The organism is Aestuariimicrobium sp. Y1814, from assembly GCF_050113895.1.
In the GTDB taxonomy this organism is placed as follows: Bacteria; Actinomycetota; Actinomycetes; order Propionibacteriales; family Propionibacteriaceae; genus Aestuariimicrobium.
In genome coordinates this window covers 53,001-77,441 of record NZ_JBNJRW010000005.1, presented here as the reverse complement: position 1 = coordinate 77,441, position 24,441 = coordinate 53,001, and the positions used below count along the sequence as shown (strand labels likewise).

The 24,441-nt window shown below is 69.4% G+C and carries 23 protein-coding genes; 20 read left to right on the top strand and 3 right to left on the bottom strand.

Annotation, left to right across the window (positions count from 1 at the left end):
• The first annotated feature begins 1 nt into the window (after window position 1).
• On the top strand, window positions 2-937 hold the full coding sequence (gene truB, locus ACQE3C_RS07485; protein WP_434538558.1) for a tRNA pseudouridine(55) synthase TruB: 936 nt from the start codon (window positions 2-4) through the stop codon (window positions 935-937).
• A gap of 11 nt (window positions 938-948) precedes the next feature.
• Window positions 949-1,878, top strand: a complete 930-nt coding sequence (locus tag ACQE3C_RS07480) for a bifunctional riboflavin kinase/FAD synthetase (RefSeq protein WP_434538557.1) — start codon at window positions 949-951, stop codon at window positions 1,876-1,878.
• 99 nt (window positions 1,879-1,977) lie between these two features.
• On the opposite strand, the gene ACQE3C_RS07475 is transcribed toward ACQE3C_RS07480, so the two are convergent.
• Window positions 1,978-2,454 (bottom strand): GNAT family N-acetyltransferase, encoded by a 477-nt coding sequence (locus ACQE3C_RS07475; protein ID WP_434538556.1) that lies wholly within the window; start codon window positions 2,452-2,454, stop codon window positions 1,978-1,980.
• A 265-nt stretch (window positions 2,455-2,719) separates the two neighbouring features.
• Here ACQE3C_RS07475 and rpsO point away from each other — a divergent pair, with 265 nt between their 5' ends.
• The 4 genes from rpsO to ACQE3C_RS07455 all read left to right on the top strand — a co-directional run bounded on the left by rpsO (window position 2,720) and on the right by ACQE3C_RS07455 (window position 7,468).
• Window positions 2,720-2,983, top strand: a complete 264-nt coding sequence (rpsO, locus tag ACQE3C_RS07470; RefSeq protein WP_434538555.1) for a 30S ribosomal protein S15 — start codon at window positions 2,720-2,722, stop codon at window positions 2,981-2,983.
• Window positions 2,984-3,244: 261 nt separating this feature from the next.
• Window positions 3,245-5,461, top strand: a complete 2,217-nt coding sequence (locus tag ACQE3C_RS07465; RefSeq protein ID WP_434538554.1) for a polyribonucleotide nucleotidyltransferase — start codon at window positions 3,245-3,247, stop codon at window positions 5,459-5,461.
• 212 nt (window positions 5,462-5,673) lie between these two features.
• Window positions 5,674-6,414, top strand: a complete 741-nt coding sequence (gene dapB, locus ACQE3C_RS07460; protein ID WP_434538553.1) for a 4-hydroxy-tetrahydrodipicolinate reductase — start codon at window positions 5,674-5,676, stop codon at window positions 6,412-6,414.
• 7 nt (window positions 6,415-6,421) lie between these two features.
• Window positions 6,422-7,468 carry an LmeA family phospholipid-binding protein gene (locus ACQE3C_RS07455; RefSeq protein ID WP_434538552.1) on the top strand — a complete coding sequence of 349 codons (1,047 nt, stop codon included), beginning with the start codon at window positions 6,422-6,424 and terminating at the stop codon, window positions 7,466-7,468.
• A 3-nt stretch (window positions 7,469-7,471) separates the two neighbouring features.
• Here the strand turns inward: ACQE3C_RS07455 and ACQE3C_RS07450 are convergent, their stop codons facing one another.
• On the bottom strand, window positions 7,472-8,077 hold the full coding sequence (locus tag ACQE3C_RS07450; RefSeq protein ID WP_434538551.1) for a GNAT family N-acetyltransferase: 606 nt from the start codon (window positions 8,075-8,077) through the stop codon (window positions 7,472-7,474).
• 54 nt (window positions 8,078-8,131) lie between these two features.
• Between ACQE3C_RS07450 and ACQE3C_RS07445 the strand changes: the two genes are divergently transcribed.
• From ACQE3C_RS07445 to ACQE3C_RS07435, 3 genes are all read left to right on the top strand, one after another.
• Entirely contained in the window at window positions 8,132-9,811 is a 1,680-nt protein-coding gene (locus ACQE3C_RS07445; protein WP_434538550.1) for a ribonuclease J, read from the top strand.
• Between the two features lie 277 nt (window positions 9,812-10,088).
• Entirely contained in the window at window positions 10,089-10,274 is a 186-nt protein-coding gene (rpmB, locus tag ACQE3C_RS07440; RefSeq protein ID WP_434538549.1) for a 50S ribosomal protein L28, read from the top strand.
• A 100-nt stretch (window positions 10,275-10,374) separates the two neighbouring features.
• Window positions 10,375-12,663 (top strand): ATP-dependent DNA helicase RecG, encoded by a 2,289-nt coding sequence (locus tag ACQE3C_RS07435; protein ID WP_434538548.1) that lies wholly within the window; start codon window positions 10,375-10,377, stop codon window positions 12,661-12,663.
• An 8-nt stretch (window positions 12,664-12,671) separates the two neighbouring features.
• Here the strand turns inward: ACQE3C_RS07435 and ACQE3C_RS07430 are convergent, their stop codons facing one another.
• Window positions 12,672-13,085 carry a pyridoxamine 5'-phosphate oxidase family protein gene (locus tag ACQE3C_RS07430; RefSeq protein ID WP_434538547.1) on the bottom strand — a complete coding sequence of 138 codons (414 nt, stop codon included), beginning with the start codon at window positions 13,083-13,085 and terminating at the stop codon, window positions 12,672-12,674.
• 105 nt (window positions 13,086-13,190) lie between these two features.
• Between ACQE3C_RS07430 and rsmD the strand changes: the two genes are divergently transcribed.
• The 11 genes from rsmD (at window position 13,191) to ffh (ending at window position 24,437) form a co-directional block, all read left to right on the top strand.
• Window positions 13,191-13,793: a 16S rRNA (guanine(966)-N(2))-methyltransferase RsmD gene (gene rsmD / locus ACQE3C_RS07425; RefSeq protein WP_434538546.1), complete on the top strand. Its 603-nt coding sequence runs from the start codon at window positions 13,191-13,193 to the stop codon at window positions 13,791-13,793.
• A complete protein-coding gene (coaD, locus tag ACQE3C_RS07420) occupies window positions 13,790-14,278 on the top strand; it encodes a pantetheine-phosphate adenylyltransferase (protein WP_434538545.1) in 489 nt (162 codons plus the stop codon). The genes rsmD and coaD overlap by 4 nt, the downstream gene beginning before the upstream one ends.
• Before the next feature lie 121 nt (window positions 14,279-14,399).
• Window positions 14,400-14,948, top strand: coding sequence for a YceD family protein (locus ACQE3C_RS07415; RefSeq protein ID WP_434538544.1), 549 nt, complete (start codon window positions 14,400-14,402; stop codon window positions 14,946-14,948).
• Between the two features lie 89 nt (window positions 14,949-15,037).
• Window positions 15,038-15,229, top strand: coding sequence for a 50S ribosomal protein L32 (rpmF, locus tag ACQE3C_RS07410; protein WP_434538543.1), 192 nt, complete (start codon window positions 15,038-15,040; stop codon window positions 15,227-15,229).
• A gap of 38 nt (window positions 15,230-15,267) precedes the next feature.
• Window positions 15,268-15,981, top strand: a complete 714-nt coding sequence (gene rnc, locus ACQE3C_RS07405) for a ribonuclease III (RefSeq protein ID WP_434538542.1) — start codon at window positions 15,268-15,270, stop codon at window positions 15,979-15,981.
• Window positions 15,982-15,987: 6 nt separating this feature from the next.
• Window positions 15,988-16,848, top strand: coding sequence for a bifunctional DNA-formamidopyrimidine glycosylase/DNA-(apurinic or apyrimidinic site) lyase (mutM, locus tag ACQE3C_RS07400; protein WP_434538541.1), 861 nt, complete (start codon window positions 15,988-15,990; stop codon window positions 16,846-16,848).
• A gap of 19 nt (window positions 16,849-16,867) precedes the next feature.
• The gene (locus ACQE3C_RS07395) at window positions 16,868-17,473 is read left to right on the top strand and encodes a GtrA family protein (RefSeq protein ID WP_434538540.1); all 606 of its coding nucleotides are present in this window, start codon (window positions 16,868-16,870) and stop codon (window positions 17,471-17,473) included.
• A 3-nt stretch (window positions 17,474-17,476) separates the two neighbouring features.
• The gene (smc, locus tag ACQE3C_RS07390; protein ID WP_434538539.1) at window positions 17,477-21,046 is read left to right on the top strand and encodes a chromosome segregation protein SMC; all 3,570 of its coding nucleotides are present in this window, start codon (window positions 17,477-17,479) and stop codon (window positions 21,044-21,046) included.
• Between the two features lie 194 nt (window positions 21,047-21,240).
• On the top strand, window positions 21,241-21,468 hold the full coding sequence (locus ACQE3C_RS07385; RefSeq protein ID WP_434538538.1) for a hypothetical protein: 228 nt from the start codon (window positions 21,241-21,243) through the stop codon (window positions 21,466-21,468).
• Between the two features lie 42 nt (window positions 21,469-21,510).
• A complete protein-coding gene (gene ftsY / locus ACQE3C_RS07380; RefSeq protein ID WP_434538537.1) occupies window positions 21,511-22,665 on the top strand; it encodes a signal recognition particle-docking protein FtsY in 1,155 nt (384 codons plus the stop codon).
• Window positions 22,666-22,832: 167 nt separating this feature from the next.
• Window positions 22,833-24,437 carry a signal recognition particle protein gene (gene ffh, locus ACQE3C_RS07375; RefSeq protein WP_434538536.1) on the top strand — a complete coding sequence of 535 codons (1,605 nt, stop codon included), beginning with the start codon at window positions 22,833-22,835 and terminating at the stop codon, window positions 24,435-24,437.
• Window positions 24,438-24,441 lie beyond the last annotated feature (4 nt).

Genomic DNA, 24,441 nt, shown 5'->3' with positions numbered 1-24,441 from the left:
CTTGGGTACCGCGGGCACTCCGTCGTCCGGCATCGTGCTGGTCGACAAGCCCCAGGGCTGGACCTCCCACCAGGTGGTGGGCCGGATGCGTCGGCTGCTGGGCACCCGCAAGGTCGGGCACGCCGGCACGCTCGACCCGATGGCCACCGGGCTGCTGATCATGGGCGCCAACCGCGCCACCCGGCTGCTCGGGCACCTGGCCGGGCGGGACAAGACCTACCTGGCCACCATCCGGCTGGGGCAGTCGTCCAGCACCGATGACGCCGAGGGTGAGCTGTCCGACGTGGTGCCCGCCGCCGGCCTGGCCGACGAGGCCGTCGAGGCCGCCATGGTGGGCCTGCGCGGCAGCATTGAGCAGGTCCCCAGCAGCGTTTCGGCCATCAAGGTGGGCGGCCGACGGGCCTACGCGCTGGTCAGGGCGGGGGAGGAGGTCGAACTAGCCGCCCGCACCGTCGAGGTGACGCGCTTCGAGGTCACCGGACGCCGCGTGGTCGGTGACCTGCTCGATCTGGACGTGGTCGTCGACTGCTCGTCCGGTACCTACATCCGGGCGTTGGCGCGTGACCTGGGTGCTGTGCTGGGCACCGGTGGGCACCTCACGATGCTGCGCCGCACCCGGATCGGCGGCTTCGACCTGCCGCCGGCCCCGCCGGACCTCAACAGCGACGACGTGCCCGCGCTGGTCGGCATGGGTGAGGTGGCCCGGCGGGTGTTCGACTGCGTCGACATCAGTGCCGAGGACGCCCGTGCGCTCGGCTATGGCCAGCGCATCCAGGTCACCCGCTCCGCCGCGGCGGAGCTGGCCGGCGAACCGGCTGCTGGGGAACTGGCAGCCATCGGCCCGGACGGTGACCTGGTCGCCCTGCTCGGGCCCGACACCGAGGCCGGCTGGGCCAGGCCGACGACCGTCTTCGCCCCCGCGGGCAAGAACGCCTAGAATCCAACATCGTGCAGTCACCACACAAGACGGTTGTCGCCATCGGGAACTTCGATGGTGTCCACCTCGGCCACCAGACCCTGCTTGCCGAGGCGCAGGCGCAGGCCCCGGAACTCCCGCTGGTGGTGGTGACCTTCTGGCCCCACCCCAAGAGCGTCATCCGGCCCGGTACCGAACCGCCGCTGCTGACCGACCTGCCCGACCGCATCGACCTGCTGACCAAGGCCGGTGTCTCCGAGGTGCGCGTGGTGCCCTTCACCGCTGACGTGATGGCCTGGTCACCCCAGGAGTTCGTCGACCGGGTGCTGCTGCCGCTGCAGCCGGCCGTCATCGTGGTCGGCTCCAACTTCACCTTCGGCAGGAAGGCCGCCGGCACCGTGGCCACCCTGAAGGAGCTGGGCACGGGCCGCTACCAGGTGCACGAGGTCGACCTGACCGAGGTGGCGCAGGTGACCACCTGCTCCTCGGCCGTGCGGCAGGCGCTGGCCGACGGAGACGTCGAGGGGGCCGCCGAGCACCTGGGTCGTCCGTTCCGTTACAGCGGAGTGGTGATGATGGGCCACCAGCGTGGCCGCGACCTGGGCTTCCCCACCGCGAACCTGCCGGTGGAACGGGGCCACGCCGCCCCCGGTGACGGCGTCTACGCCGGCTGGCTGACCATCGACGGCGAGACCACGGCCATGCCGGCCTCGATCTCGGTGGGCACCAACCCGACCTTCGACGACGTGCCCCACGTGGTGGTCGAGGCCTACGTGCTCGACCGCACCGACCTGAACCTCTACGGCAAGACAGTGCACGTCGACTTCGTGGCGCGGCTGCGCGGCAACGTCAAGTTCTACGGCCTGGACTCCTTGGTCGAGCAGATCGGAAAGGACGTCGAGGACACCCGCCGGATCCTGGCCGGGGCCACCGGCCGGGCGGGGGAGCAGCAGCCTGCCTGAGGCCGGGCAGCCCCTGCAGGTCAGTGCATCGGCAGGTCAGTGCATCGGCAGGTCAGGGCATCCCAGGTGAGGACGTCGGCCGGTCAGGGCGTCGGCCGATCAGCGCATGGTCAATGATTTGCGGAAGATGGCGTAGTGCTCGCTGGCGGTCGAGGGGTCATCGACCTGGAACTGGTCGGGCTGGTCGACGAACAGGTGGTCGCCGGTGGCCGAATAGCCCAGGTCGATCGCCAGCGGGATCATCTTCTCGTTGTTCGGGTCGATGGCCATGAAGGTGGCCTCGTGGCCCAGGGCACGGGCCCGGTCCTCGAGCCAGCGGGTCAGGGTCGACCCGAGCCGGCGGCGCCGCGAACTCTTGACCACCCACACCCGCTTGACCTCGGGACGAAGCTCACTGATCAGGTCGAGCACCGCCGAACCGACGACTGTCCCCTGGACCTCCACGACCGCCAGCACTGCCTCGTCCAGTTCGGCGGCATGGAAGTACACGTCCACCTCTTCGGCGTGCGGGAAGGTGCGCAGGGTCTCGAGATCCGCCTCGGCGGCGGGGCGAACGATCGCCTCAGGGGTGTTCATCAGGACCTCCGTCGTGTCTTGACACGGCGCATCCCCGGGGGCGCGCCTGCACCCCTCATGCTAGGTGCAGGCGTGGGGTGGGCGCACAGGTCCGGTTGATTGCGGGCAGCGGCCCCGGCGTCCGTGTGGGAATTCTTACCCGTCGCCCGATTTCGTCACGGTCGAACGGGGCGGTAGAGTTGCCCTTCGGCGTCAGGACGCCCGCGGACCCACAGAGCCCGACCACCGGTCGGAGCGCCGCGCAACAACAACGAGGAGATCCGGCATGGATGCTGAAACCAAGAAGCAGATCATCGAAGAGTACGCGACCCACCCCGGCGACACCGGCTCCCCGGATGTCCAGATTGCCCTGCTCAGCAAGCGCATCTCGCACCTGACCGAGCACCTCAAGCAGCACAAGGGTGACCACCACTCGCGCCGCGGCCTGATGTTGATGGTCGGCCAGCGCCGCCGCCTGCTCAACTACGTGGCCCAGGAGGACATCAACCACTACCGTGAGCTGATCGCCCGCCTCGGCTTGCGCCGCTGACCCAGCGCCACCGAAGCACATCCGACGCGCCGGTCTCCCTTCGGGGGCCCGGCGCGTTCGCCTTTGCCGGGCCCCGGCGGCTAGAATGACCGTTGGAGTATTTTCACCAACCGTGCACCACCGATCGCGAAGAACGGTCTGGTCCTCGGTAGTGGCATTCGGGTCCACCGGCCCCGCGCGCCTCGATCGAAGACCGGCTGGGAGCAGGTGTGGTCATGGGCGCCGCCGTCCAACGGCGGCCTGATCACGAGAGGAGTCCCCATGGAGGGACTTGACGTCCAGTTCACTGAGGCCATCATCGACAATGGCCGCTTCGGCAAGCATGTCGTCCGGTTCGAGTCGGGCCTGCTGGCGCAGCAGGCTGACGGCTCGGCAGCCGTCTACATCGACGAGGACACCATGCTGCTGTCGGCCACCACGGCCGCAAAGACCCCGCGCGATTCCATCGACTTCTTCCCCCTGACGGTCGACGTCGAAGAGCGCATGTACGCCGCGGGCCGCATCCCCGGCTCCTTCTTCCGCCGCGAGGGCCGGCCCAGCGAGGGCGCCATCCTGGCCTGCCGCCTGATCGACCGCCCGCTGCGCCCGTCCTTCGTCAAGGGCCTGCGCAACGAGGTCCAGGTCGTCGTCACCGTGATGGCGCTGAACCCGAACGTGCTCTACGACGTGGTGGCCATCAACGCCGCTTCGATGTCGACCCAGCTCGCCGGCCTGCCCTTCTCGGGCCCGATCGGTGGCGTCCGCGTCGCCCTCATCGACGGCCAGTGGGTTGCCTTCCCGACCGTCGAGCAGATCGAGGACGCCGTCTTCGACATGGTCGTGGCCGGCCGCGTGCTGGCCGACGGTGACGTCGCCATCATGATGGTCGAGGCCGAGTCAACCGAGACCACCTTCGAGAAGGTCCGCGCCGGCGCGCAGGCCCCCACCGAAGAGGTCGTCGGGCAGGGCATCGAGGAGTCCAAGAAGTTCATCAAGGCCCTCTGCGACGCCCAGGCCGAGCTGGCGGCGAAGCTGCCCAAGGAGACCTACGACTTCCCGGTCTTCAAGGACTACCAGGACGACGTCTACGCCGAGGTCGAGCGCCTGGCCGCCGACCAGCTGTCCAAGGACATGCAGATCGCCGGCAAGCAGGAGCGTGACGACGCCACCCACGCGCTGCGCAAGCAGGTCGCCGAGCAGCTGTCCGGCCAGTTCGCCGGCCGCGTGGCTGAGATCTCGGGCGCCTTCAAGGCCCTGACCAAGAAGATCGTGCGCCACCGCACCCTCACCGAGGGCGTGCGCATCGACGGCCGTGGAGTCGCCGACATCCGCACCCTGTCCGCCGAGGTCGACGTGATCCCGCGTGTGCACGGCTCGGCGCTGTTCATGCGTGGCGAGACCCAGATCCTGGGCGTGTCCACCCTGAACATGCTCGGCCTGGAGCAGAAGCTCGACACGCTGGCCCCCGAGGACCACAAGCGCTACATGCACCACTACAACTTCCCGCCGTACTCGACCGGTGAAACCGGTCGCGTGGGCTCGCCGAAGCGCCGCGAGATCGGTCACGGTGCGCTGGCCGAACGCGCCCTGGTGCCCGTGCTGCCCAGCCGCGAGGAGTTCCCCTACGCCATCCGCCAGGTCTCCGAGGCCCTGGGCTCGAACGGCTCGACCTCGATGGGCTCGGTCTGCGCCTCGACCCTGTCGCTGCTCAACGCCGGTGTGCCGCTGAAGGCCCCGGTCGCCGGCATCGCCATGGGCCTGATGAGCGAGACCATCGACGGCACCACCCACTACGTCGCGCTGACCGACATCCTGGGTGCCGAGGATGCCCTGGGTGACATGGACTTCAAGGTGGCCGGCACCGCCGAGTTCGTCACCGCGCTGCAGCTGGACACCAAGCTCGACGGCATCCCCGCCGAGGAACTGGCCAAGGCCATGCTGCAGGCCCGCGACGCCCGCCACAGCATCCTCGAGGTGATGGCCGAGGCCATCGACCGCCCCGACGAGATGAGCCCCTACGCCCCGCGGATCATCACCGTGAAGATCCCCGTCGACAAGATCGGTGAGGTCATCGGCCCCAAGGGCAAGATGATCAACCAGATCCAGGAGGACACCGGCGCCGAGATCTCCATCGAGGACGACGGCACCATCTACATCGGTGCCGACAACGGCGAGTCCGCCGAGGCAGCCCGCGCCATCATCAACGGCATCGCCAACCCGACGATGCCCGAGAAGGGTGAGCGGTACCTCGGCACCGTGGTGAAGCTGACCACCTTCGGCGCCTTCGTGTCGTTGCTGCCCGGCAAGGACGGCCTGCTGCACATCTCGAAGCTGAAGCAGCTCAACGGCGGCAAGCGCGTCGAGAACGTCGAGGACGTGCTGTCGGTCGGCCAGAAGCTGCAGGTCGAGATCACCGACATCGACGACCGCGGCAAGCTGTCGCTGTCGCCGGTCGAGGAGGACTCCGCCGAGGCCCCCGCTGAGGCCGACGCCGAGTGAGCCCCCGTCACTGACTGACACCTTCGGGGACACCATCCGGTGACCCCACCCGAGCGCCCGCCAGGACCGCGACACCACGTAGCAGCGTCCCGGCGGGCGCTCTCGTCCTCGGTGGCCCGTCGTCGCGGCTTGTGGGCGGCCGCAGTGGGTCGCCCGCCCGGTAGTCTGGACCACGGCATGCAAGTGCGGCCCTGGACCTGGAGGAAGATGACGTGACCCGCGTAGCCGTTTTCGGAGCCAAGGGGCGCATGGGCGCCGCATCCTGCCAGGCAGTCGAGCAGGCCGACGGGCTCGACCTGGTCGCCGCCATCGACGACGGGGACGACCGTGAGATCGCCGCGAACAGCGACGTCATCATCGACTTCACCCACCCCGACGTGGTCATGGACACCCTGGAATGGGCGATCAGCCACGGCATCCACGCGGTCGTCGGCACCACAGGCTTCACCGCCGAACGGCTCAGCCAGGTCGAAGCGTGGCTGGCCGACCAGCCCGGCGTCGGGGTGATCATCGCCCCCAACTTCTCCGTCGGGGCCGTGTTGATGATGGACGCCGCCCGCCGCGCCGCCGCCTTCTACGAGTCGGCCGAAATCATCGAACTGCACCACCCCAACAAGGCCGACGCCCCCTCGGGGACCGCCACCACCACCGCCCAGCGGATGGCCGCCGCCCGCGCCGAGGCCGGGCTCGGCCCTGCACCCGATGCCACCGTGCACGAGGTCGACGGCGCCCGCGGCGCGGTGGTGGACGGCATCCGGGTGCACTCGGTGCGGCTGCGTGGCCTGGTCGCCCACCAGGAGGTGCTGCTCGGCACCGAGGGGGAGACCCTGACCATCCGTCACGACTCCTACGACCGGGTCTCGTTCATGCCGGGTGTGGTGGCCGCCGTCCGCGGCGTGGCCGACCGCCCGGGGCTCACCCTGGGCATCGAGCCCATCCTCGGCGTGGGGTGAGCCCCCGATGACCGGTTCACCCGAACCCTGGCAGGACGACCGGCCGACGACCCGCCCCGAACAGCGGGCCGAACGCATCGCCAACTCCGGGACCGAACCCACCTTGGAGGTGCCGGCCTCCGGCGCGGCCTGGGAACCGAACCCGTTCACCGAACCAGGCCCCACCCTCAAGCTGAGAGAGGGTGAGGCACCGACCAGGCCCTTCGACTTCGACGACCTGCCCGACGAACCCACCCTCGTCGAGCAAGAGGCAGAGGAACCGGCCTACGAACCGACCCTGACTGACCTGCACCGCGACGACGTGCTCGCCGGTCGCACTGCCGCTCGTCCGGGCCCCCGGCGCAAGCCACGGCCCTGGGGCTGGATCATCCTCAGCGGCCTGCTGGTGCTGCTGCTGGTGCTCGGCCTGGCTGCGGTGATCGGCGAGAACTACGCCCGCCGCACCGCCAACAACCAGATCTCCCAGGCGCTGTCCGATGCGCTGAAGACCACCGCCACCGCCACCGTCGAGGACCGGATCGTGTTGTGGTCGCTGGCCCGCGGCGGGCTGCGCCACGTCGAGGTGGATGCCCCCGAGTCGACCATCACCACCGAGGACTTCGAGTTCACCCTGCAGTCGGTCAAGGGCACCGCCTACGACATCACCAACACCTCTGACCCGGCCAACGCCCAGATCGGCAACCTCGACGCCACCGTCGTGATGGCCTGGAGTGAACTGTCCCGGCTGTCCGGCGTCGACGTGCGCCCCGCCACCGACGGCCGCGTCCAGGTCGACCGAACCATCAGCGTGCTCGGCGCCGACATCGGCGTCCAGATCACCGCCCTGCCGCGCATCGACCCCAGCTCGGGCCGAATCATCCTCGAGGACCCGCAGGCGCGCGCCGCCCGCGTGCCCATCCCGACAGTGCTGCTGCAGGCGGCCCTCGACCGGGTCAACGAACGCCTGGTGCTGCCGGCGCTGCCGTCGATCACCTACCAGGAGATGACCGTCACCCAGGCCGGGCTGAGCCTCACCCTCAAGGGCACCGACGTCAAGGTCAGCGACTTCGGCTGAGCCTCACCCGGCAGAGATGTCGGTGTGCAGCCGCACCTGACGCAGCATGACGTCCTCGTCCTCGGCGCCCAGCTCACGGTGGGCGCCGTCGGCGGCCCACCCGGACTCGACCAGGAACCGGCGCCGCTCGTCGTCGGTGCTGCGCACCCACCAGACCGCGCGCTGGTAGCCGTCGGCGCGCATCGTGTCGACCAGGGCATTGAGCAGGCGGCCGTCATGGCCCAGGTCCTTGCCCAGGTCGTCGATGATGAACTCACCCACCTCGGCGTCGTGGGCACCGGCATCCGGGTCGTCGCTGGGCCCGATCGCGGCGAACCCGACCACCCGCTGGGCCAGCTTCGTCCGGTCGTGCACCTCGGTCGGCTCGGGCCGTCCGGTCGGTTCGGTGGCCACCAGCACCCGGTAGTGCGCCAACGGCGAACGAGTGATCGCCTGGTGCCAAGCCTCGGCCATCTCGTCCAGGTCGACCCGCTTCAGGAACCGGGACTGCACCGGGTCCTTCGCCCAGGCGCGCCGCTGGATCTCGGCGATCTGCAATGCCTCCACCGGCATCGCCAACCGCACGGTCGCGGGGTTCTGGGCAGGGGTCAACGGACGATCGTGGCTCATGGGTGCGAGCCTATCGCCGCCCACCGGGTGCCGTGGTACCGCTAGGCTGGGCGGGTGCCAGCCAACACCTTGAAGATCCCCCGCAAGCTTGCCCAGGACACCCTGCGCGTGATCCCGCTCGGAGGGCTGGGCGATGTCGGTCGCAACATGGCGAGCCTGGAGATCAACAGCCAACTGCTGCTGGTCGACTGTGGCGTGTTGTTCCCCGAGGACGACCACCCCGGCGTCGACCTGATCCTGCCCGGCCTCGACGCCATCAGCGACCGGCTCGACGACGTGCAGGCCCTGGTGCTGACCCACGGCCACGAGGACCACATCGGCGCGGTGCCCTACCTGCTGCGCCGCCGCAACGACATTCCCGTCTACGGGTCGCGGCTGACGTTGGCCCTGGTCGAGAACAAGTTGAAGGAACACCGCATCCGCAACCACGACCTGCGCGTGGTCAGCGAAGGCCAGCGGATCACCGCCGGCGAGTTCGACTGCGAGTTCATCGCCGTCAACCACTCCATCCCCGACGCCCTGGCGGTCTTCGTCCGCACCAAGGCCGGCACCCTGCTGCACACCGGCGACTTCAAGATGGACCAGCTGCCCCTCGACGGCCGGATCACCGACCTGCGGTCCTTCGCCCGCCTCGGCGAAGAGGGTGTCGACCTGTTCCTGGTCGACTCCACCAACGCAGAGGTGCCCGGCTTCACCACCAGCGAACGCGACATCGCGCCGTCCATGGAACGGGTCTTCAGCACCTCCCGGCAGAAGCTGGTGGTCGCCTGCTTCGCCTCCCACGTGCACCGCGTGCAGCAGGTGATGGACGCCGCGGTGAAGTACGGCCGCAAGGTGGTCTACGTCGGACGATCGATGATGCGCAACATGGGGGTGGCCCGCGACCTCGGCTACCTGCACGTGCCCGAGAACACCCTGATCGAGATGAAGGAGATCGAGAACTACCGCGACGACCAGGTCGTGATCATCTCCACCGGTTCGCAGGGTGAACCGCTCTCGGCGCTGGCCCGGATGGCCAACCACGAACACCCGGTGATCAAGCTCAGCCCCGGCGACACCGTGCTGCTGGCATCCTCCCTGATCCCCGGCAATGAGAACTCCGTGGGGCGGGTCATCAACGGCCTGACCCGGCTCGGTGCCAACGTCGTCCACAAGGGCAACGCCATGGTGCACGTCTCGGGCCACGCCTCGGCCGGCGAACTGCTCTACTGCTACAACATCCTGCAGCCCCGCAACGTCATGCCCGTCCACGGCGAGGTGCGCCACCTGGTCGCCAACGGTGCTCTGGCGATCCAGACCGGGGTGCCCGCCGACCGGGTGGTGATCACCGAGGACGGGGGAGTGGTCGACCTGCACAAGGGCCGCGCCCAGATCGTCGGCAAGATCGACGCGTCCTACATCTTCGTCGACGGTTCGGTGGTCGGTGACATCTCCGAGAGTGAACTGACCGACCGCAAGATCCTCGGCGAGGAAGGGTTCATCTCGATTGTGGCGGCGGTCAACCTGCACGACCAGACCATCGTCAGCGGCCCCGACATCACCGGCCGCGGGTTCGGTGAGACCGACTTCCAGCAGATCACCGACGAGGTGCGCCAGGCCCTGCTGACCGCCATCGAAGAAGGTGCCGACGATTCCCACCGCCTGCAGCAGACGGTGCGCCGCACCGTCGGGCGCTGGGTCTCCAAGTCCTACAGCCGCCGCCCGATGATCATCCCGGTGGTCGTCACCATCTGAGCCCGGGCGCCGGACCTCCGACAATGACGTCCGACAAACAAGTAGCCAGCGGCCTGCACTGGTGTCAAAACGCCGATCTCGGGCCGCTGGCGACTTGTTTGTGGGACCCGGCCGCGCAAGCACGGCCCCCACAATGCGCGGTTTGGTCCCGTGCGGAACATCCCGCTATGATTGTCAGGTTGCTGTGAGGCCGAACAGGCCCCAGCCCACCCCGGAAACCCGTCCTGAACGGTACAAGACAACCTCCGCGACAGCGGAACCATTACGAGGAGACACCATGGCTGCCGTGTGCGACGTCTGCGCCAAGAAGCCCAGCTTCGGCCACAACGTGCCCTGGTCGAAGAAGAAGACCAACCGCCGCTGGGACCCGAACATCCAGCGTGTCCGCGCCACCGTGAACGGCACCACCAAGCGCATCAACGCGTGCACCGGCTGCATCAAGGCCGGCAAGGTCAGCCGCTGACCCGGCGCCGTCCCGGCGTCCTGACCCCGGCCCCGCGCCGGGTGTCACCCAGGAGCCCACCCAACGGTGGGCTCCTTGTTGTTTCCCTGCGGGCTGGTTCATGAAGGACGGCCCGCCCGGCGGTGACGACGATGCTGTCGTACCCGGCCGCTACCCTGCAGGGGTGGACAACCAGTGGCAGACCCGAACCTTCGAGCGGCTCAACACGCCCGTCGACAGGTTCGTGGGTGACAAGACCGCCAAGGCGTTCGCCCAGCTGCGGGTCCACACCGTCGGTGACCTGCTGCGCCACGTGCCCCGCCGCTACCTGGCTGGCACCGAGAACTCCGACCTGACCGACCTGCCCATCGGTGAGGACCTCGCCGTGATGGCCATCGTCGACAGTGTCCAGGTCGCCGGCCAGTCACCCCGGCGCCGCGTCGAGGCAGTGCTGACCGACGGACGCGGGCGGCTCAGCGTCACCTTCTTCGGCAAGGACTACCTGGTCAAGTTCTGGGTGGGGCTGTTGTCGGGCCGGCCCCGTGGCATCTTCGTCGGCCGGGTCGGCGAGTTCAACAACCGCCCCCAGCTCACCCACCCGAAGTTCGTCCTGTTCGACGAACGGGGCAACCCCACCGGCAAGTCCGACCAGTCCGACCTGGTCGCCTCGGTCTCCCGCTCGGGGCTGGTCGGCATCTACCCCGCGGTCAAGGCGGTACAGACGTGGACGATCTCGGCCACCATCGCGATGGTCCTCGAGCAGGTGGCCGATGACCTGGTCGAACCCCTGCCCGAGTGGGTGCTGGAGTCAGAACAACTGCCCACCATGCTCGAGGCCTTCCAGGACGTGCACCTGCCCGACACCCGCGAGCGGGCCGAACGGGGCATCGAGCGCCTGCTGTTCGACGAGGCGCTCGCCCTGCAACTCGCCATGGCGCAACGCCGCAGCCAGGCCGCCCAGGACCCGGCGGCGGTGATGCAGCACCGACCCGGTGGGTTGCTCGACGCGCTCGACCAGCGGTTGCCCTTCACCCTGACGCCGGGCCAGCAGCAGGTCTGTGACGAGATCTTCACCGAACTGGCCCGCGAGCACCCGATGCAGCGGCTGCTGCAGGGTGAGGTCGGCTCCGGCAAGACCGTGGTCGCCACCCGGGCCATGACCCGCGCCATCGATGCGGGCTACCAGGCCGCCCTGCTCGCCCCGACCGAGGTGCTGGCCACCCAGCACGCCGATACGCTGCGGGGACTGCTGGGCGACCTGGGCGACGGGCAGGTGCTGGGGGCACCCGAGCAGGCCACCAAGGTCGTGCTGCTCACCGGCTCGATGCCCGCTGCCGCCCGCAAACAGGCGCTGCTCGACATCGCCAGCGGTGAGGCGGGCATCGTCATCGGCACCCACGCCCTGCTGGGCGACCAGGTGCAGTTCGCCAACCTGGGACTGGTCATCGTCGACGAACAGCACCGCTTCGGCGTTGAACAGCGGGCTGTGCTGGGTGCCAAGGCTGAGTTGCGGCCCCACGTGCTGGTGATGACCGCCACCCCCATCCCGAGGTCGGTGGCCATGACGGTCTTCGGTGACCTCGAAACCAGCACCCTGCGCGAGATCCCGGCGGGGCGATCCGAGGTGCAGACCACCGTCGTCGACGCCACCCGCCACCCCGCCTGGGTCTCGCGTGCCTGGGAACGGATCACCGAGGAAGTGGCCGCCGGCCGCCAGGCCTTCGTGGTCTGCTCGCGTATCTCGAAGACCCAGACCGATACCGACCCATTCGACCAGCTCGAATCGGACGAGGCGATGCCTGACCCGGTCGGCGTGGAGGAACTGGCCGAACAACTCGCCACCGGGCCCCTGCGCGGCACCCGGGTGGCGGTGCTGCACGGGAGGATGAGTGCCGAGGAGAAGGCCGACACCATGACGGCCTTCGCGGCCGGCGAGGTCGACGTCCTGGTTTCCACCACCGTGATCGAGGTCGGTGTCGACGTGCCCAACGCCTCGATGATGGTCGTGATGGACGCCGACCGGTTCGGGATTTCCCAGCTGCACCAGCTTCGTGGCCGGATCGGCCGCGGCAGCCATGCGGGGGTGTGCCTGCTGGTCAGCCACGCCCCGCCGGGGTCCCCGGCGGCCCGCCGGCTGGCGGCAGTGGCCCGCTCACGCGACGGGTTCGCCCTGGCCGAGGAGGACCTGGCCGCCCGCCGGGAGGGCAACATCCTGGGCAGCTCCCAGGCCGGCACCCGCTCGTCGCTGCGGCTGCTGCGCGTGCTCGAGCACCTGCCGATCATCGAGGCGTCCCGCACGATCGCGGCGCGGCTGGTGACACAGGACCCCCACCTCGAGAACCCCTACCTGGCCGACATGGTGCGCCAGACGGAGTTGCTCGCGGCGGGGGACTGGTTGGAGAAGGGCTGAGCCCCCTGTCAGGAGAACCGGAAGTAGCGTGCGGTGATCACGCCGGGGGTGATGCGCACGTAGTGGGCCTTCGCGTCACCGGTCCAGGGACGCAGCGGCATCTTGTCGGCGCGGGCCAGTTCGTCGGCATCAGTGATCCGCTCGGCGGTGCCCCGGATCACCACGCTCCACCCGTTGTCGTTGTCCCAGCCGTCAGCCTCGAAGGCGACGTGCTGGTTCAGCACCACCTCGGCCAGCTTGGTACCGGCCGCAGTCCGGAAGACCACCGAGGTGCCGTCGACGACGAAGTTGACGGGAAAGATGCTCGGCTGGCTGTCCACGGCGGTGGCCAGGCGCCCGACCTCGACACTGTCGAGGTAGCCCCAGGCGGTGTCTTCTTCGAGTTCGATGACTGGGCTGTCAGCGTTGCTGTTCTGGTTCATGGCCCAATTCAACACCACCACCGCAAGACCCGCCGGGGGCACCCCCAAACACCACGCGGACGCCGGCGCGGCAGGGGCCGGGCGGGGGTTCGCTAGGCTCGTCCGGTGAGCAGGATCGTGGCAGGAACCGCCAAGGGACGACGACTGGAGACACCGGATGGTGCCTCCACCCGGCCCACCACCGACCGGGTGCGGGAAGCCTTCTTCTCGGTGCTCGCGAGCTGGAACGGCAGCGCCGACCAGCCGGTCGACGAGCAACTGGCCGACCTGTCCTTCCTCGACCTGTATGCCGGCTCCGGGGCGATGGGCCTGGAGGCCGCCAGCAGGGGAGCGCAGCCGGTGCTGCTGGTCGAGTCCGATGCCCGTGCCCACGCCGTCGTCCGACGCAACATCGAGGCGAGCAGGCTGACAGCCACCAGCCGCTGCGCGCGCGCCGAAGCGGTGGTGGGGGTACCGAACCCCGGGGCGGCCTACGACGTCGTCTGGCTCGACCCGCCCTACCACATCCAGGTCACCGCCATCGACGCGGTGCTGGCCGCGGTCCGCGACAACGGTTGGGTCCGCCCCGACGGGGTGGTCGTGGTCGAGCGGTCCGGCAGGGGCCCGGCCCCGGCCTTGGAGCACGCCGAGGCCTGGGAACGCCGCTACGGTGAGACCATCCTGTACTGGTTCGCCCCCACCGAACCCGAGAACGAGGAGACACCGTGAAGGTTGCCTGCCCCGGGTCGTTCGACCCGATCACCCTGGGACATGTCGAGATCATCCGGCGTGCCCGCGACCTGTTCGGTGAAGTGGTGGTGGCCGTCGGGCGCAACTCCGGCAAGCAGCACCTGTTCAGCGCCGAGGAACGCCTCGACCTGGCCCGCGCTGTGCTCGCCGATGTCGAGGGCGTGAGCGTCGAGTTCATCGACGGGCTGCTGGTCGACTTCTGCCACGCCCACGACGCCGAGGCCATCGTCAAGGGCCTGCGCTTCGCCTCGGACTTCGACTACGAACTGCAGATGGCCCACATGAACCAGCACGCGGGCGACATCGAGACGATCTTCCTGCCGGCCGGCCCCACCTTCGGCACCGTGTCCTCGACGATGATGCGCCAGATCGCCTGGTTCGGCGGTGACGTGGCCAAGTTCCTGCCGCCGCTGGTCAACGAGGCGCTGGTGGCCCGCATCGCCCGCAACAACAGCAACGACTGACGCGGGCACCGCCGCCGCGCCGGGAACACTCGTCCGATTTGGGGGAACCGGCCCGAGCGCGTAAAGTTGTGCGTCGGTCATCAACACCCCCACACACCTGTGTGGTGCAGAAGGTCTGGTCATGAACACTCGTCAGCATTCCCTTGATGCCCGCTCACCCCTCGTCCTCGAGGTCCATGAGCTGGGTCGTCGCGCCGGAACGATGAAGAAGGTCACCCGGACCGTGCCTGCACCGCAGGGCCTGGGGTTGGAGATGATCGGGGTGCCAGCAGGCTCCGACGTCGACCTCGAGCTCCGGCTCGAGTCAGTCGTCGAAGGGGTCTACGTCTCGGGAACCGCCGAGGTGGAGTTGGCCGGGGAGTGCGCGCGGTGCCTGCGCCCGATCGAGGACGACCTCGAACTGGACCTGCAGGAACTGTTCTTCTACCCGGACGACGACATCGAGGAGGACGCCCACCTGGTCGTCGACGAACGTGTCGACCTGGAGCCGTTGATCCGGGATGCCGTGGTGCTCGATTTGCCCTTCACGCCCTTGTGCCGGGAAGATTGTGCAGGTCTGTGCGTCCTGTGTGGCGCCAACCTCAACGACGATCCCGACCACGGTCATGAGGACAGGATTGACCCCCGCTGGGGCAAACTCCTGGACCTGACCGAGGACGCGGAGAACTGAGCTAGACACCCGGCCCCGGCCGGACAGGACCACACCGGCATCGCCGGACACATTTCCGGCCCGCCGGCCGGATGATCGAGGAGAGAACCGTGGCTGTTCCCAAGCGGAAGATGTCCCGCAGCAACACCCGCCACCGTCGTTCGCAGTGGAAGACCACTGTCGTCAGCACGGTGGTCTGCGCCAACCCTGCTTGCCGTGAGGCCCACCTGCCGCACACCGCCTGCCCCGCCTGCGGCCAGTACGGCCCCAAGGGCGAGCGTCGTCAGGTCCTCGAGGCCTGAGCGTGCCCGTCAGCCCCGCGCTGACCACACTGGGCGGCGTGAGCCGCTTCCATGAACTGCTCCAGGAGCTGGGTGTCCCCATCGACCCCCAGCTCCTTGTGCTTGCCCTGACGCACCGCTCATGGGCCTACGAGAACGGCAACGGCCCCCACAACGAGCGGCTGGAGTTCTTGGGTGACGCGGTGCTCGAAATCGTGGTCACCGAGCACCTGTACCAGGCCTACCCCGACCTGCCCGAGGGCCACCTCGCGAAGATGCGGGCCGCCGTGGTCAATGCGCACAGCCTGGCCGGGGTCGCCCGCAGCCTCGAGCTCGGGCCGATGATCAAGCTCGGCCAGGGCGAGGTGAACACCCGCGGCCACGACAAGGACTCGATCCTGGCCGACACCACCGAGGCCCTGATCGGCGCGATCCACCTGTCGGAGGCCGGCGCCCAGGGCTCCTCGGCGTTCGTGCGCCACCTGTTCGTCCCGCTGGTCGACAAGGCCGCAGCCCTCGGCCCCGGACTGGACTGGAAGACCTCCCTGCAAGAGGTCTGCGTCGCCGCCGGACTCGGGCACCCCACCTACGAACACACCCAGTCGGGCCCCGAACACAAACGACGCTTCGAGGCCAGCGTGCTGGTCGACGGCGAGAAGCGTGGCACCGGCGACGGCACCTCGAAGCGCCTGGCCGAGATCCGGGCCGCCGAGGTCGCCTACCGCCGCATCACCAGGGCGCTCGAGCGGGCAGCCGCCGAAGCCGAGGGGTGAACCGGCGTGCCGGAACTGCCGGAAGTCGAGGTGGTGCGGGCAGGCCTCGAGTCCACCATCACCGCCCGCACGATCACCGCCACCCGGGTGCTGCACCCGCGCCCGGTGCGCAGCCACCCCGCTGGGGCTGACGGCTTCACTGCCGAGACCACCGGACGCACCTTCACCACGCCGCGTCGCCGCGGCAAGTACCTGTGGCTGCCTTTCGACGACGGTGACGCCATGCTCGCCCACCTGGGCATGAGCGGCCAGTTCCGCATCAACGCCCCGGACGACCCGCTGCCGCGCAACACCAGGGTCACCTTCGACCTGTCCGACGGTGCCCAGGTGCGGTTCGTCGACCAGCGCATGTTCGGTGGCTTGTCCCTGAGCCCGGGTGGGGCCGAACTGCCCAGCGAGATCAGCCACATCGCCCCCGACCCCTTCGAGCCGGTCTTCGACCCGGCGGCGACCGGGGCCCGCCTCCGGCGCAGCAACAGCGGCATCAAGCGGCTGCTGCTCGACCAACGCATCGTCAGCGGCTTCGGCAACATCTACGTCGACGAGACCCTGTGGCGCGCCCGGGTGCACTACGACCAGCCCGGTGCCCGGCTGACCAGGCCACGGGTGCTGGAACTGCTCGAGCACGGCCACCAGGTGATGGCCGAGGCCCTGGCGGTGGGCGGCACCAGCTTCGATGCGCTCTACGTCAACGTCAACGGCGAGTCCGGCTACTTCGAGCGCGGGCTGCAGGCCTACGGCCGCGAGGGGCTGCCGTGCCTGCGTTGCGGCAGCCCGATCGTCCGAGAACCCTTCATGAACCGCAGCTCGTACCGGTGCCCAACGTGCCAGCGGCGGCCCCGTCAGCGCCCGGCCGGGCGCGGTTGACGACTAGAGTCGTGCCATTGTGAATGAGTCCAACGTCGCTCGCAGTCGCCGCCACCTGCGTCAGTTCATCCAGTTCGGCATGGTCGGCGGGTCCGGCATCCTGGTGAACCTCGCGGTCACCATCGTGCTGAAGTGGCTGGTGCCGCACTACCAGGACCGGGTGTTCCCGATCCCCGCGACGCCCTTCGGCGTGTACTGGTACCACGTCATCGCGGTGGCGGCCTTCCTCGTGGCCAACACCTGGAACTACCAGCTGAACCGGTCATGGACCTTCCGCAGCACCGCCCACCACGCCCCCTGGTGGAAGGGGCTGGCCTCATTCATGAGCATCGGGCTGGTTGCGCTGGTGGTCGGGCTGGGCATCCAGACGCTGCTGCTGAAGGTGGACTCCCCGCTGTACCTGGGCCAGATCGACTGGATGGACGACTCCAACGGGCTGCGCACCAAGCTGTACTGGGCCACCCTCATCCAGATCGCGGTGACCATGCCGATCAACTTCGTGGTCAACAAGCTGTGGACCTTCCGCTCGGCCCGCTTCCGGCGCGGCCTGCGTGACCAGCAGCCCGACAGTGCCGCCTCGTCCCCGGCAACCGAGTCCCAGGGCGTCGGCGGCCCGGGGGAGTAGCCGGTGTACCTCAAGTCGCTGACCCTGCGCGGGTTCAAGTCATTCGCCTCGGCCACCACCATGAACTTCGAGCCGGGGGTCACCTGCATCGTCGGCCCCAACGGCTCGGGCAAGTCCAACGTCGTGGACGCGCTCAGCTGGGTGATGGGTGAGCAGGGCGCCAAGAGCCTGCGCGGCGGCAAGATGGAGGACGTCATCTTCGCCGGCACCACCGGACGAGCACCGCTGGGCCGCGCCGAGGTGGTGCTGACCATCGACAACACCGATGGTGCGCTGCCGATCGACTACACCGAGGTCACCATCAGCCGCACCATGTTCCGCTCCGGTGGCTCGGAGTACCAGATCAACGGCAACCCCGCCCGACTGCTCGACGTGCAAGAACTGCTCAGCGACTCCGGGATCGGCCGCGAGATGCACGTGATCGTCGGCCAGGGACAGCTCGACACCATCCTGCAGGCCACCCCCGAGATCCGCCGCGGCTTCATCGAAGAGGCCGCCGGGGTGCTCAAGCACCGCAAGCGCAAAGAGAAGGCACAGCGCAAGCTCGAGTCGACCGCCGCCAACCTCGACCGGCTCAATGACCTGATCAGTGAGATCCGCCGACAACTCAAACCGCTCGGACGACAGGCTGACTTGGCCCGCAAGGCCGCGGTCATCGCCGCGGAACTGCGTGACGCCAAGGCCCGGCTGCTCGCCGACGACCTCACCCAGGCCACGCTCGCGCTCGAATCGGACCTGGCCGACGAACGCGCCCACGCGGCCGCCCGGGCCCGCGCCGAACACGCGCTCGCCGAAGCCCGCCGCCGCGAAGCCGAGGCCGAACAGCTGGTCAGCGAAGCCCAGCCGCGGGTCAACGCCGCCCAGGAGAACTGGTACGGCCTGGCCGCCCTGGCCGAGCGCATCCAGACCACTAGGCAGATTGCCGCCGAACGGATGCGGCACGCCGACGCACAGCCCGACCCGCAGCGCGGCGGCCGCGACCCCGAATCGCTGGAGGCCGAAGCAGCCGAGGTCCGTGACCAGGAGAACCGGCTGCGTGAGGATGTCGCGGCCCGCGGTGACGACATGACTGCGGCCACCACCGCCCGCACCGAGGCGGAGCAGGCCCTGGCCGAGGCGGAGAAGGCCCACGCCGCACAGCTGCGCGCCATCGCCGACCGCCGCGAAGGACTGGCCAGGCTCACCGGCCAGGTCAACTCGCTGAAGTCACGCCTCGACGCCGGGGCCGACGAGGCAGCCCGGCTCGAGGCCCGCCGCAGCGACGCCCTCACCCGCGCCGCCGAAGCCACCGCCGAGTTCACCCGGCTGGAGTCGACGATGGCCGGCTTCGACGCCGGCGAAGGCGGCCTGGACGAGGAGTACGAGGCCGCCGGGGACCATGTCAGCGAGCTGGAGGCCGCCCTGGCCAGTCTCCAGGCCGAGGCCGGCGAACTGTCCCAGCAACGGGCCTCGCTGCAGGCACGCCTCGAAGCCCTCGGCCTCGGCCTGGAGCGCGCCGACGCGAACGCCTCACTGCTGGCCGCCGGGGACAGCCTGCGCGGCCTGCTCGGGCAGGTGGCTGCCCTGGTGCAGGTGCGGACCGGCTGGGAAGCCGCGGTCTCGGCCGCCCTTGGGCAGGCCTCCGAAGCCGTGGCCGTGGCCGACCTCGATGCCGCCCTGGCTGCCGTCGACCACGTCCGAACCGAAGCCCTGGGCCGCGCCGGGCTGCTACTGGGTGGTTCGCAGGTCAGCCGGGACGACTGGCCGAGCCTGCCCGCCGGTGCGGTGTGGGCCCGCGATGTCGTCACGGTCGCCGAATCTCTGGACGGGGCGCTCACCCGGCTGCTGCACAAGGTGGCCCTGGTCGAGGACCTGCCGGCGGCCCGCAGCCTGGTCGAGCAACTCCCGGAGGCCACGGTGGTCACCCGCGACGGTGACCTGCTGTCGAGCTGGTACGCGGCCGCCGGCACCGGAGGCGGGGCCAGCCTGATCGAGGTGCAGGCCGCCATCGACCAGGCCACGACCCAGCTCGGCACGGTCGAGCACGACCTGGAGCGGCTGCGGTTCGCCATCGCCGAGAAGACCCACGCCCACGCCAGCGCCAAGGAACGCGAACAGGCGGCACTGGCCCGGTTGCACGCTTCCGACGCCGAATGGGCGGCCCTGTCCGAACGATTGGGCCAACTCTCCGAGACCGCCCGGGCCGCCCGCGCCGAGGCGGACCGGCTGGAAACCACCGCCGCGGAGGCCGCCACCAAACGCGAGCACGACCAGCTGGCCCTCGACGAACTGCGGGAACGCCTCGAGCGTGCCTCGGCCGACACCGACCTGGCCGAACCTGACTCCGAGGAACGTGACGAGCTCGCCCTGGTCGCCCGCGCCGCCCGGCAGGCCGAGATGGACGCCCGGCTCGCGCTGCGCACCGCCGAGGAACGGGCCAAGGCACTGGCCGGGCGTGCCGACTCACTGCTGCGAGCCGCCCAGCACGAACGCAGCCAGCGGGCCCGCGCCGAGGCCCGCGCGCAGCAGCAACGCCGCGAGGCCGAGGCGGCCCGCGCGGTGCACCTGGCCGCCGTGTGGCTGCTGGAACAGGCCGAGGCCGCCCGTGGGATCGCCGGCACCGAACGCGCCGCCGCCGAAGCGCACCGCCAGCAGGCCGACACCGAACTGACCCAGGCCCGTCGCGCGGTGCGTGAGACCGCCGGCGAGCTCGACACGCTCGTCCAGGGGGCCCACCGCGACGAGATGGCCCGGGTGCAGCAGCGCATGCGTATCGAGACCCTGCAGGACAAGGCGATGGACGAACTCGCGCTGGCCCCGCAGGTGCTGCTCGAGGAGTACGGACCCGACCAGCTCGTCCCGGTGCTGGTGCACCCCGACGGCAGGCCGGTGAGGGCTGACGACGAGCAGCAGCCAGAGCCCGTCGCCTTCGTCCGGGAGGCCCAGGAGAAGCGGCTGCGTGCCGCCGAACGCAACCTGCAGGTGCTGGGGCGGGTCAACCCGCTCGCCCTGGAGGAGTTCGACGCGATGCAGGAACGCCACGCGTTCCTGGCCGAACAACTCGAGGACCTCAAGCAGACCCGCAAGGACCTGGTCGACATCATCGCCGAGGTCGACCGGCGCGTCGAAGAGGTCTTCGCCGCCGCCTACGCCGACGTCGAAAGCACCTTCGAACACGTCTTCTCGCGGCTGTTCCCCGGCGGGGAGGGACGCCTGGTGCTCACCGAACCCGGCCAATGGCTCACCACCGGGGTCGACGTCGAGGCCCGCCCGGCCGGCAAGAAGGTCAAGCGGCTCTCACTCCTGTCAGGCGGTGAGCGTTCCCTGGTCGCTGTGGCCTTCCTGGTCAGCCTGTTCATGGCCCGGCCCAGCCCCTTCTACATCCTGGACGAGGTCGAGGCCGCCCTGGACGACACCAACCTGGGCCGCCTGCTGGGCATCTACGAGGAACTGCGGGAACGCTCCCAGCTGCTGGTGATCACCCACCAGAAACGCACCATGGAGATCGCCGATGCCCTCTACGGGGTCACCATGCGCGGCGACGGGGTTTCCACGGTGGTCTCGCAGCGGCTCCGGGACGAGGCTTCTGCCTGAGTTGACCCGACAAAGGAGTAACCAGCGGCCTCACCTGGTGGCAAAACTCCGGATTCGCGTCTCTGGCTACTTGTTTGCTCAGACCTCAGCGCCGACACGCCGCGCGCGAGTGGGCCGGTTTGGGTCGAAGTGAAAGAATGGGACGGGCGTGTTGGCCATGCCGGCGCGTGAAATCTGTTGAGGGGGTCGGTCCAATGTCCGCAGTCGTGGTGGCCATGATCATCATCGTGGTCCTGGCGCTCGCCGTCACCGCCGTCGTCGCCATCGGGATGCGCGGCAAGATGAGCGACCGCAACCCGGCCGTCGCCGAACGCCTGGGCACCGTGGCCAAGCATCTCAACGGCGACGCCGAGGCGCCGGCCTCGCTCGTCCAGTTCTACGAGACCAGCAGCGAAAGGGTGCGCCAAGTCGCCAAGCGCTGAGGTGGTGCCGGGGCCCTGCCCGGTCATGCCTAGGATGTTCACGTGAACTGGGAACTCGTTGCGTGGATCATCATCGGCCTCATGATCGCCCTCACGGGCGTCGCCTACCTGGTGGCCAAGTTCGGCCCCAAGGAGGTCGAGCACGAACCCACCCCGGAATTGCCGGGTGAGGAACAGCCCACCGAGGCTCCCTCCACCGAGGTTCCCGCCCCTGAAGCGCCCACGACCGGGCCGACCCCGACCACGACCCCGGAGCGCGGCCTGGAGGTCCCCGAGGCCGCCGGCTCCCGGCTGGCCCGCCTGCGCCGCCGCCTGGCCAGCTCCAACAACGTGCTGGCCCGTGGCCTGGCCGACCTGCTGTCCAGTGACAAGATCGATGCCGACACGTGGGACGACTTCGAAGCGACCCTGATCAGCTCCGACCTCGGCGTGGGGCCCTCGACCGAACTGGTCACCACCCTGCGCAAGGAACTGGCCGTCGACGGCATCTCCGACCCCGCCCAGGCCCGTGGCGTGCTGCGCCGCGAACTGGTGAAGCTGGTCAACCCCGACCTCGACCGGCACCTCAACCTGACCGGCAGCGACGGCCTGCCCGCGATCGTGCTGGTGGTCGGCGTCAACGGCACCGGAAAGACCACCACCGTCGGCAAGCTGGCCCGCGTGCTGGTCGCCGAGGGCAAGACCGTGCTGCTCGGCGCCGCCGACACCTTCCGCGCCGCTGCCGCCGAGCAGCTGACCACCTGGGGTGAGCGGGTCGGCGTCGAGACCGTCCGCGGCCCCGAGGGCTCCGACCCCGCCTCGGTGGCCTTCCAGGCCGTCGAGACCGGCATCGCCCAGGGGGTTGACGTGGTCATCATCGACACCGCCGGGCGCCTGCACACCAAGACCGGCCTGATGGACGAGCTCGGCAAGGTCAAGCGGGTCATCGAACGCAAGGCGCCGGTCACCGAGGTGCTGCTCGTGCTCGATGCCACCACCGGTCAGAACGGGCTCACCCAGGCCCGCATCTTCGGTGACGTGGTCGACGTGAGCGGCATCGTGCTGACCAAGCTCGACGGGTCGGCCAAGGGCGGCATTGTCGTCGCCGTGCAGCGCGAACTGGGCGTGCCGGTCAAGCTGATCGGGCTCGGTGAGGGCGTCGACGACCTCGCACCGTTCGACACCGAGGGCTTCGTCGCCGGCATCCTCGGCGAGTAACTACCGCCGCACGCCACACCGAGGCACGCCCACCGGCACCCCGTACCGGCACCCTCGCGAGGAGGAATCACCGGGGTGTCGGGGTGAGGCAGTAACATGGGTCCCTGACCGTTCAGGCGGCCCGGCTGACGTGCTCGTCCCGGTGCCCCGCGACCGAAGAGGACACCGTGTTCGAGAATCTCCAGGACCGGCTTGCCGCCACCTTCAAGGGCCTGCGTGGCAAGGGCCGGCTCACCGAGGCCGACATTGACCAGACCATGCGTGAGATCCGCATCGCGCTGCTCGAGGCCGACGTCAACCTGTCGGTGGTCAAGGAGTTCATCGCCAACGTCCGGGAACGCTGCCTGGGCCTCGAACTGTCGCAGGTGCTCAACCCCGCCCAGCAGATCATCAAGATCGTCAACGAGGAACTCATCGAGATCCTCGGTGGTGACACCCGCACCATCCGCTTCGCCAAGCCTCCCCGGCCGACCGTCATCATGCTGGCCGGCCTGCAGGGTGCCGGCAAGACCACCCTGGCCGGCAAGCTCGCCCACTGGTTGAAGTCCGAGGGCCATTCCCCGCTGCTGGTCGCCGCCGACCTGCAGCGCCCCAACGCGGTCAACCAGCTGCAGGTGGTCGGCCAGCGCGCCGGGGTGCACGTCCACGCCCCCGAACCCGGCAACGGCGTCGGCGACCCCATCCAGGTGGCCCACTCGGCCATGCAGGTCGCCACCCAGCGCCTCTACGACGTCGTGATCGTCGACACCGCCGGCCGCCTCGGCATCGATGCCGAACTGATGCAGCAGGCCGCTGACATCAAGGCCGCCGTCAACCCGGACGAGGTGCTGTTCGTGGTCGACGCCATGATCGGCCAGGACGCGGTCAACACCGCCATCGCCTTCCAGGAGGGCGTCGGTTTCGACGGTGTCGTGCTGACCAAGCTGGACGGCGACGCCCGCGGCGGTGCCGCCCTGTCGATCGCCAAGGTGGTCGGCAAGCCGATCATGTTCGCCTCCTCCGGTGAGGGGCTGAAGGACTTCGACGTCTTCCACCCCGAGCGGATGGCCAGCCGCATCCTCGGCATGGGCGACATGCTCACCCTGATCGAGCAGGCCGAGAAGACCTTCGATCAGGAGCAGTCGAAGCTGGCCGCCGAGAAACTGCTGGCCGGCAAGGGCACCTTCACCCTGGGTGACTTCCTGGGCCAGATGCAGCAGATGCGCAAGATGGGCCCGCTGTCGAAGATCTTCGGCATGCTGCCCGGCATGGGGGCGATGAAGGACCAGATCGCCAACATCGACGAGAAGGAGGTCGACCGCGTCGAGGCCATCATCTACTCGATGACCCCGGCCGAACGCGCCGACGTCGGCATCCTCAACGGCTCACGCCGGGCCCGCATCGCCAAGGGCGCCGGCGTCCAGGTCAGTGACGTCAACCAGCTGGTCACCCGCTTCGTCGAGGCCCGCAAGATGATGCAGTCGATGGCCAGCGGCGGCATGCCCGGGATGCCGGGCATGCCCGGCATGGGTGGCCTCGGCGGCGGACGACCGAAGAAGCAGCAGGCCAAGAAGGGCTCCAAGAACAAGAAGGGCACCTCGGGCAACCCCGCCAAGCGCGCCGCCCAGGCCAGCGGTCGTCCCGAGGCCGCGCCGCCGGTCGACCCGGCCAGCGCGTTCGGGTTCGGCGGTGGCCAGCCCGACCCGGCAGACCTGTCGGCCGCGATGCAGGACTTCGAACTGCCGCCGCAGCTGCAGCAGATGTTCAACCAGCAGAACAAGGGTCCCCGCTGACCCG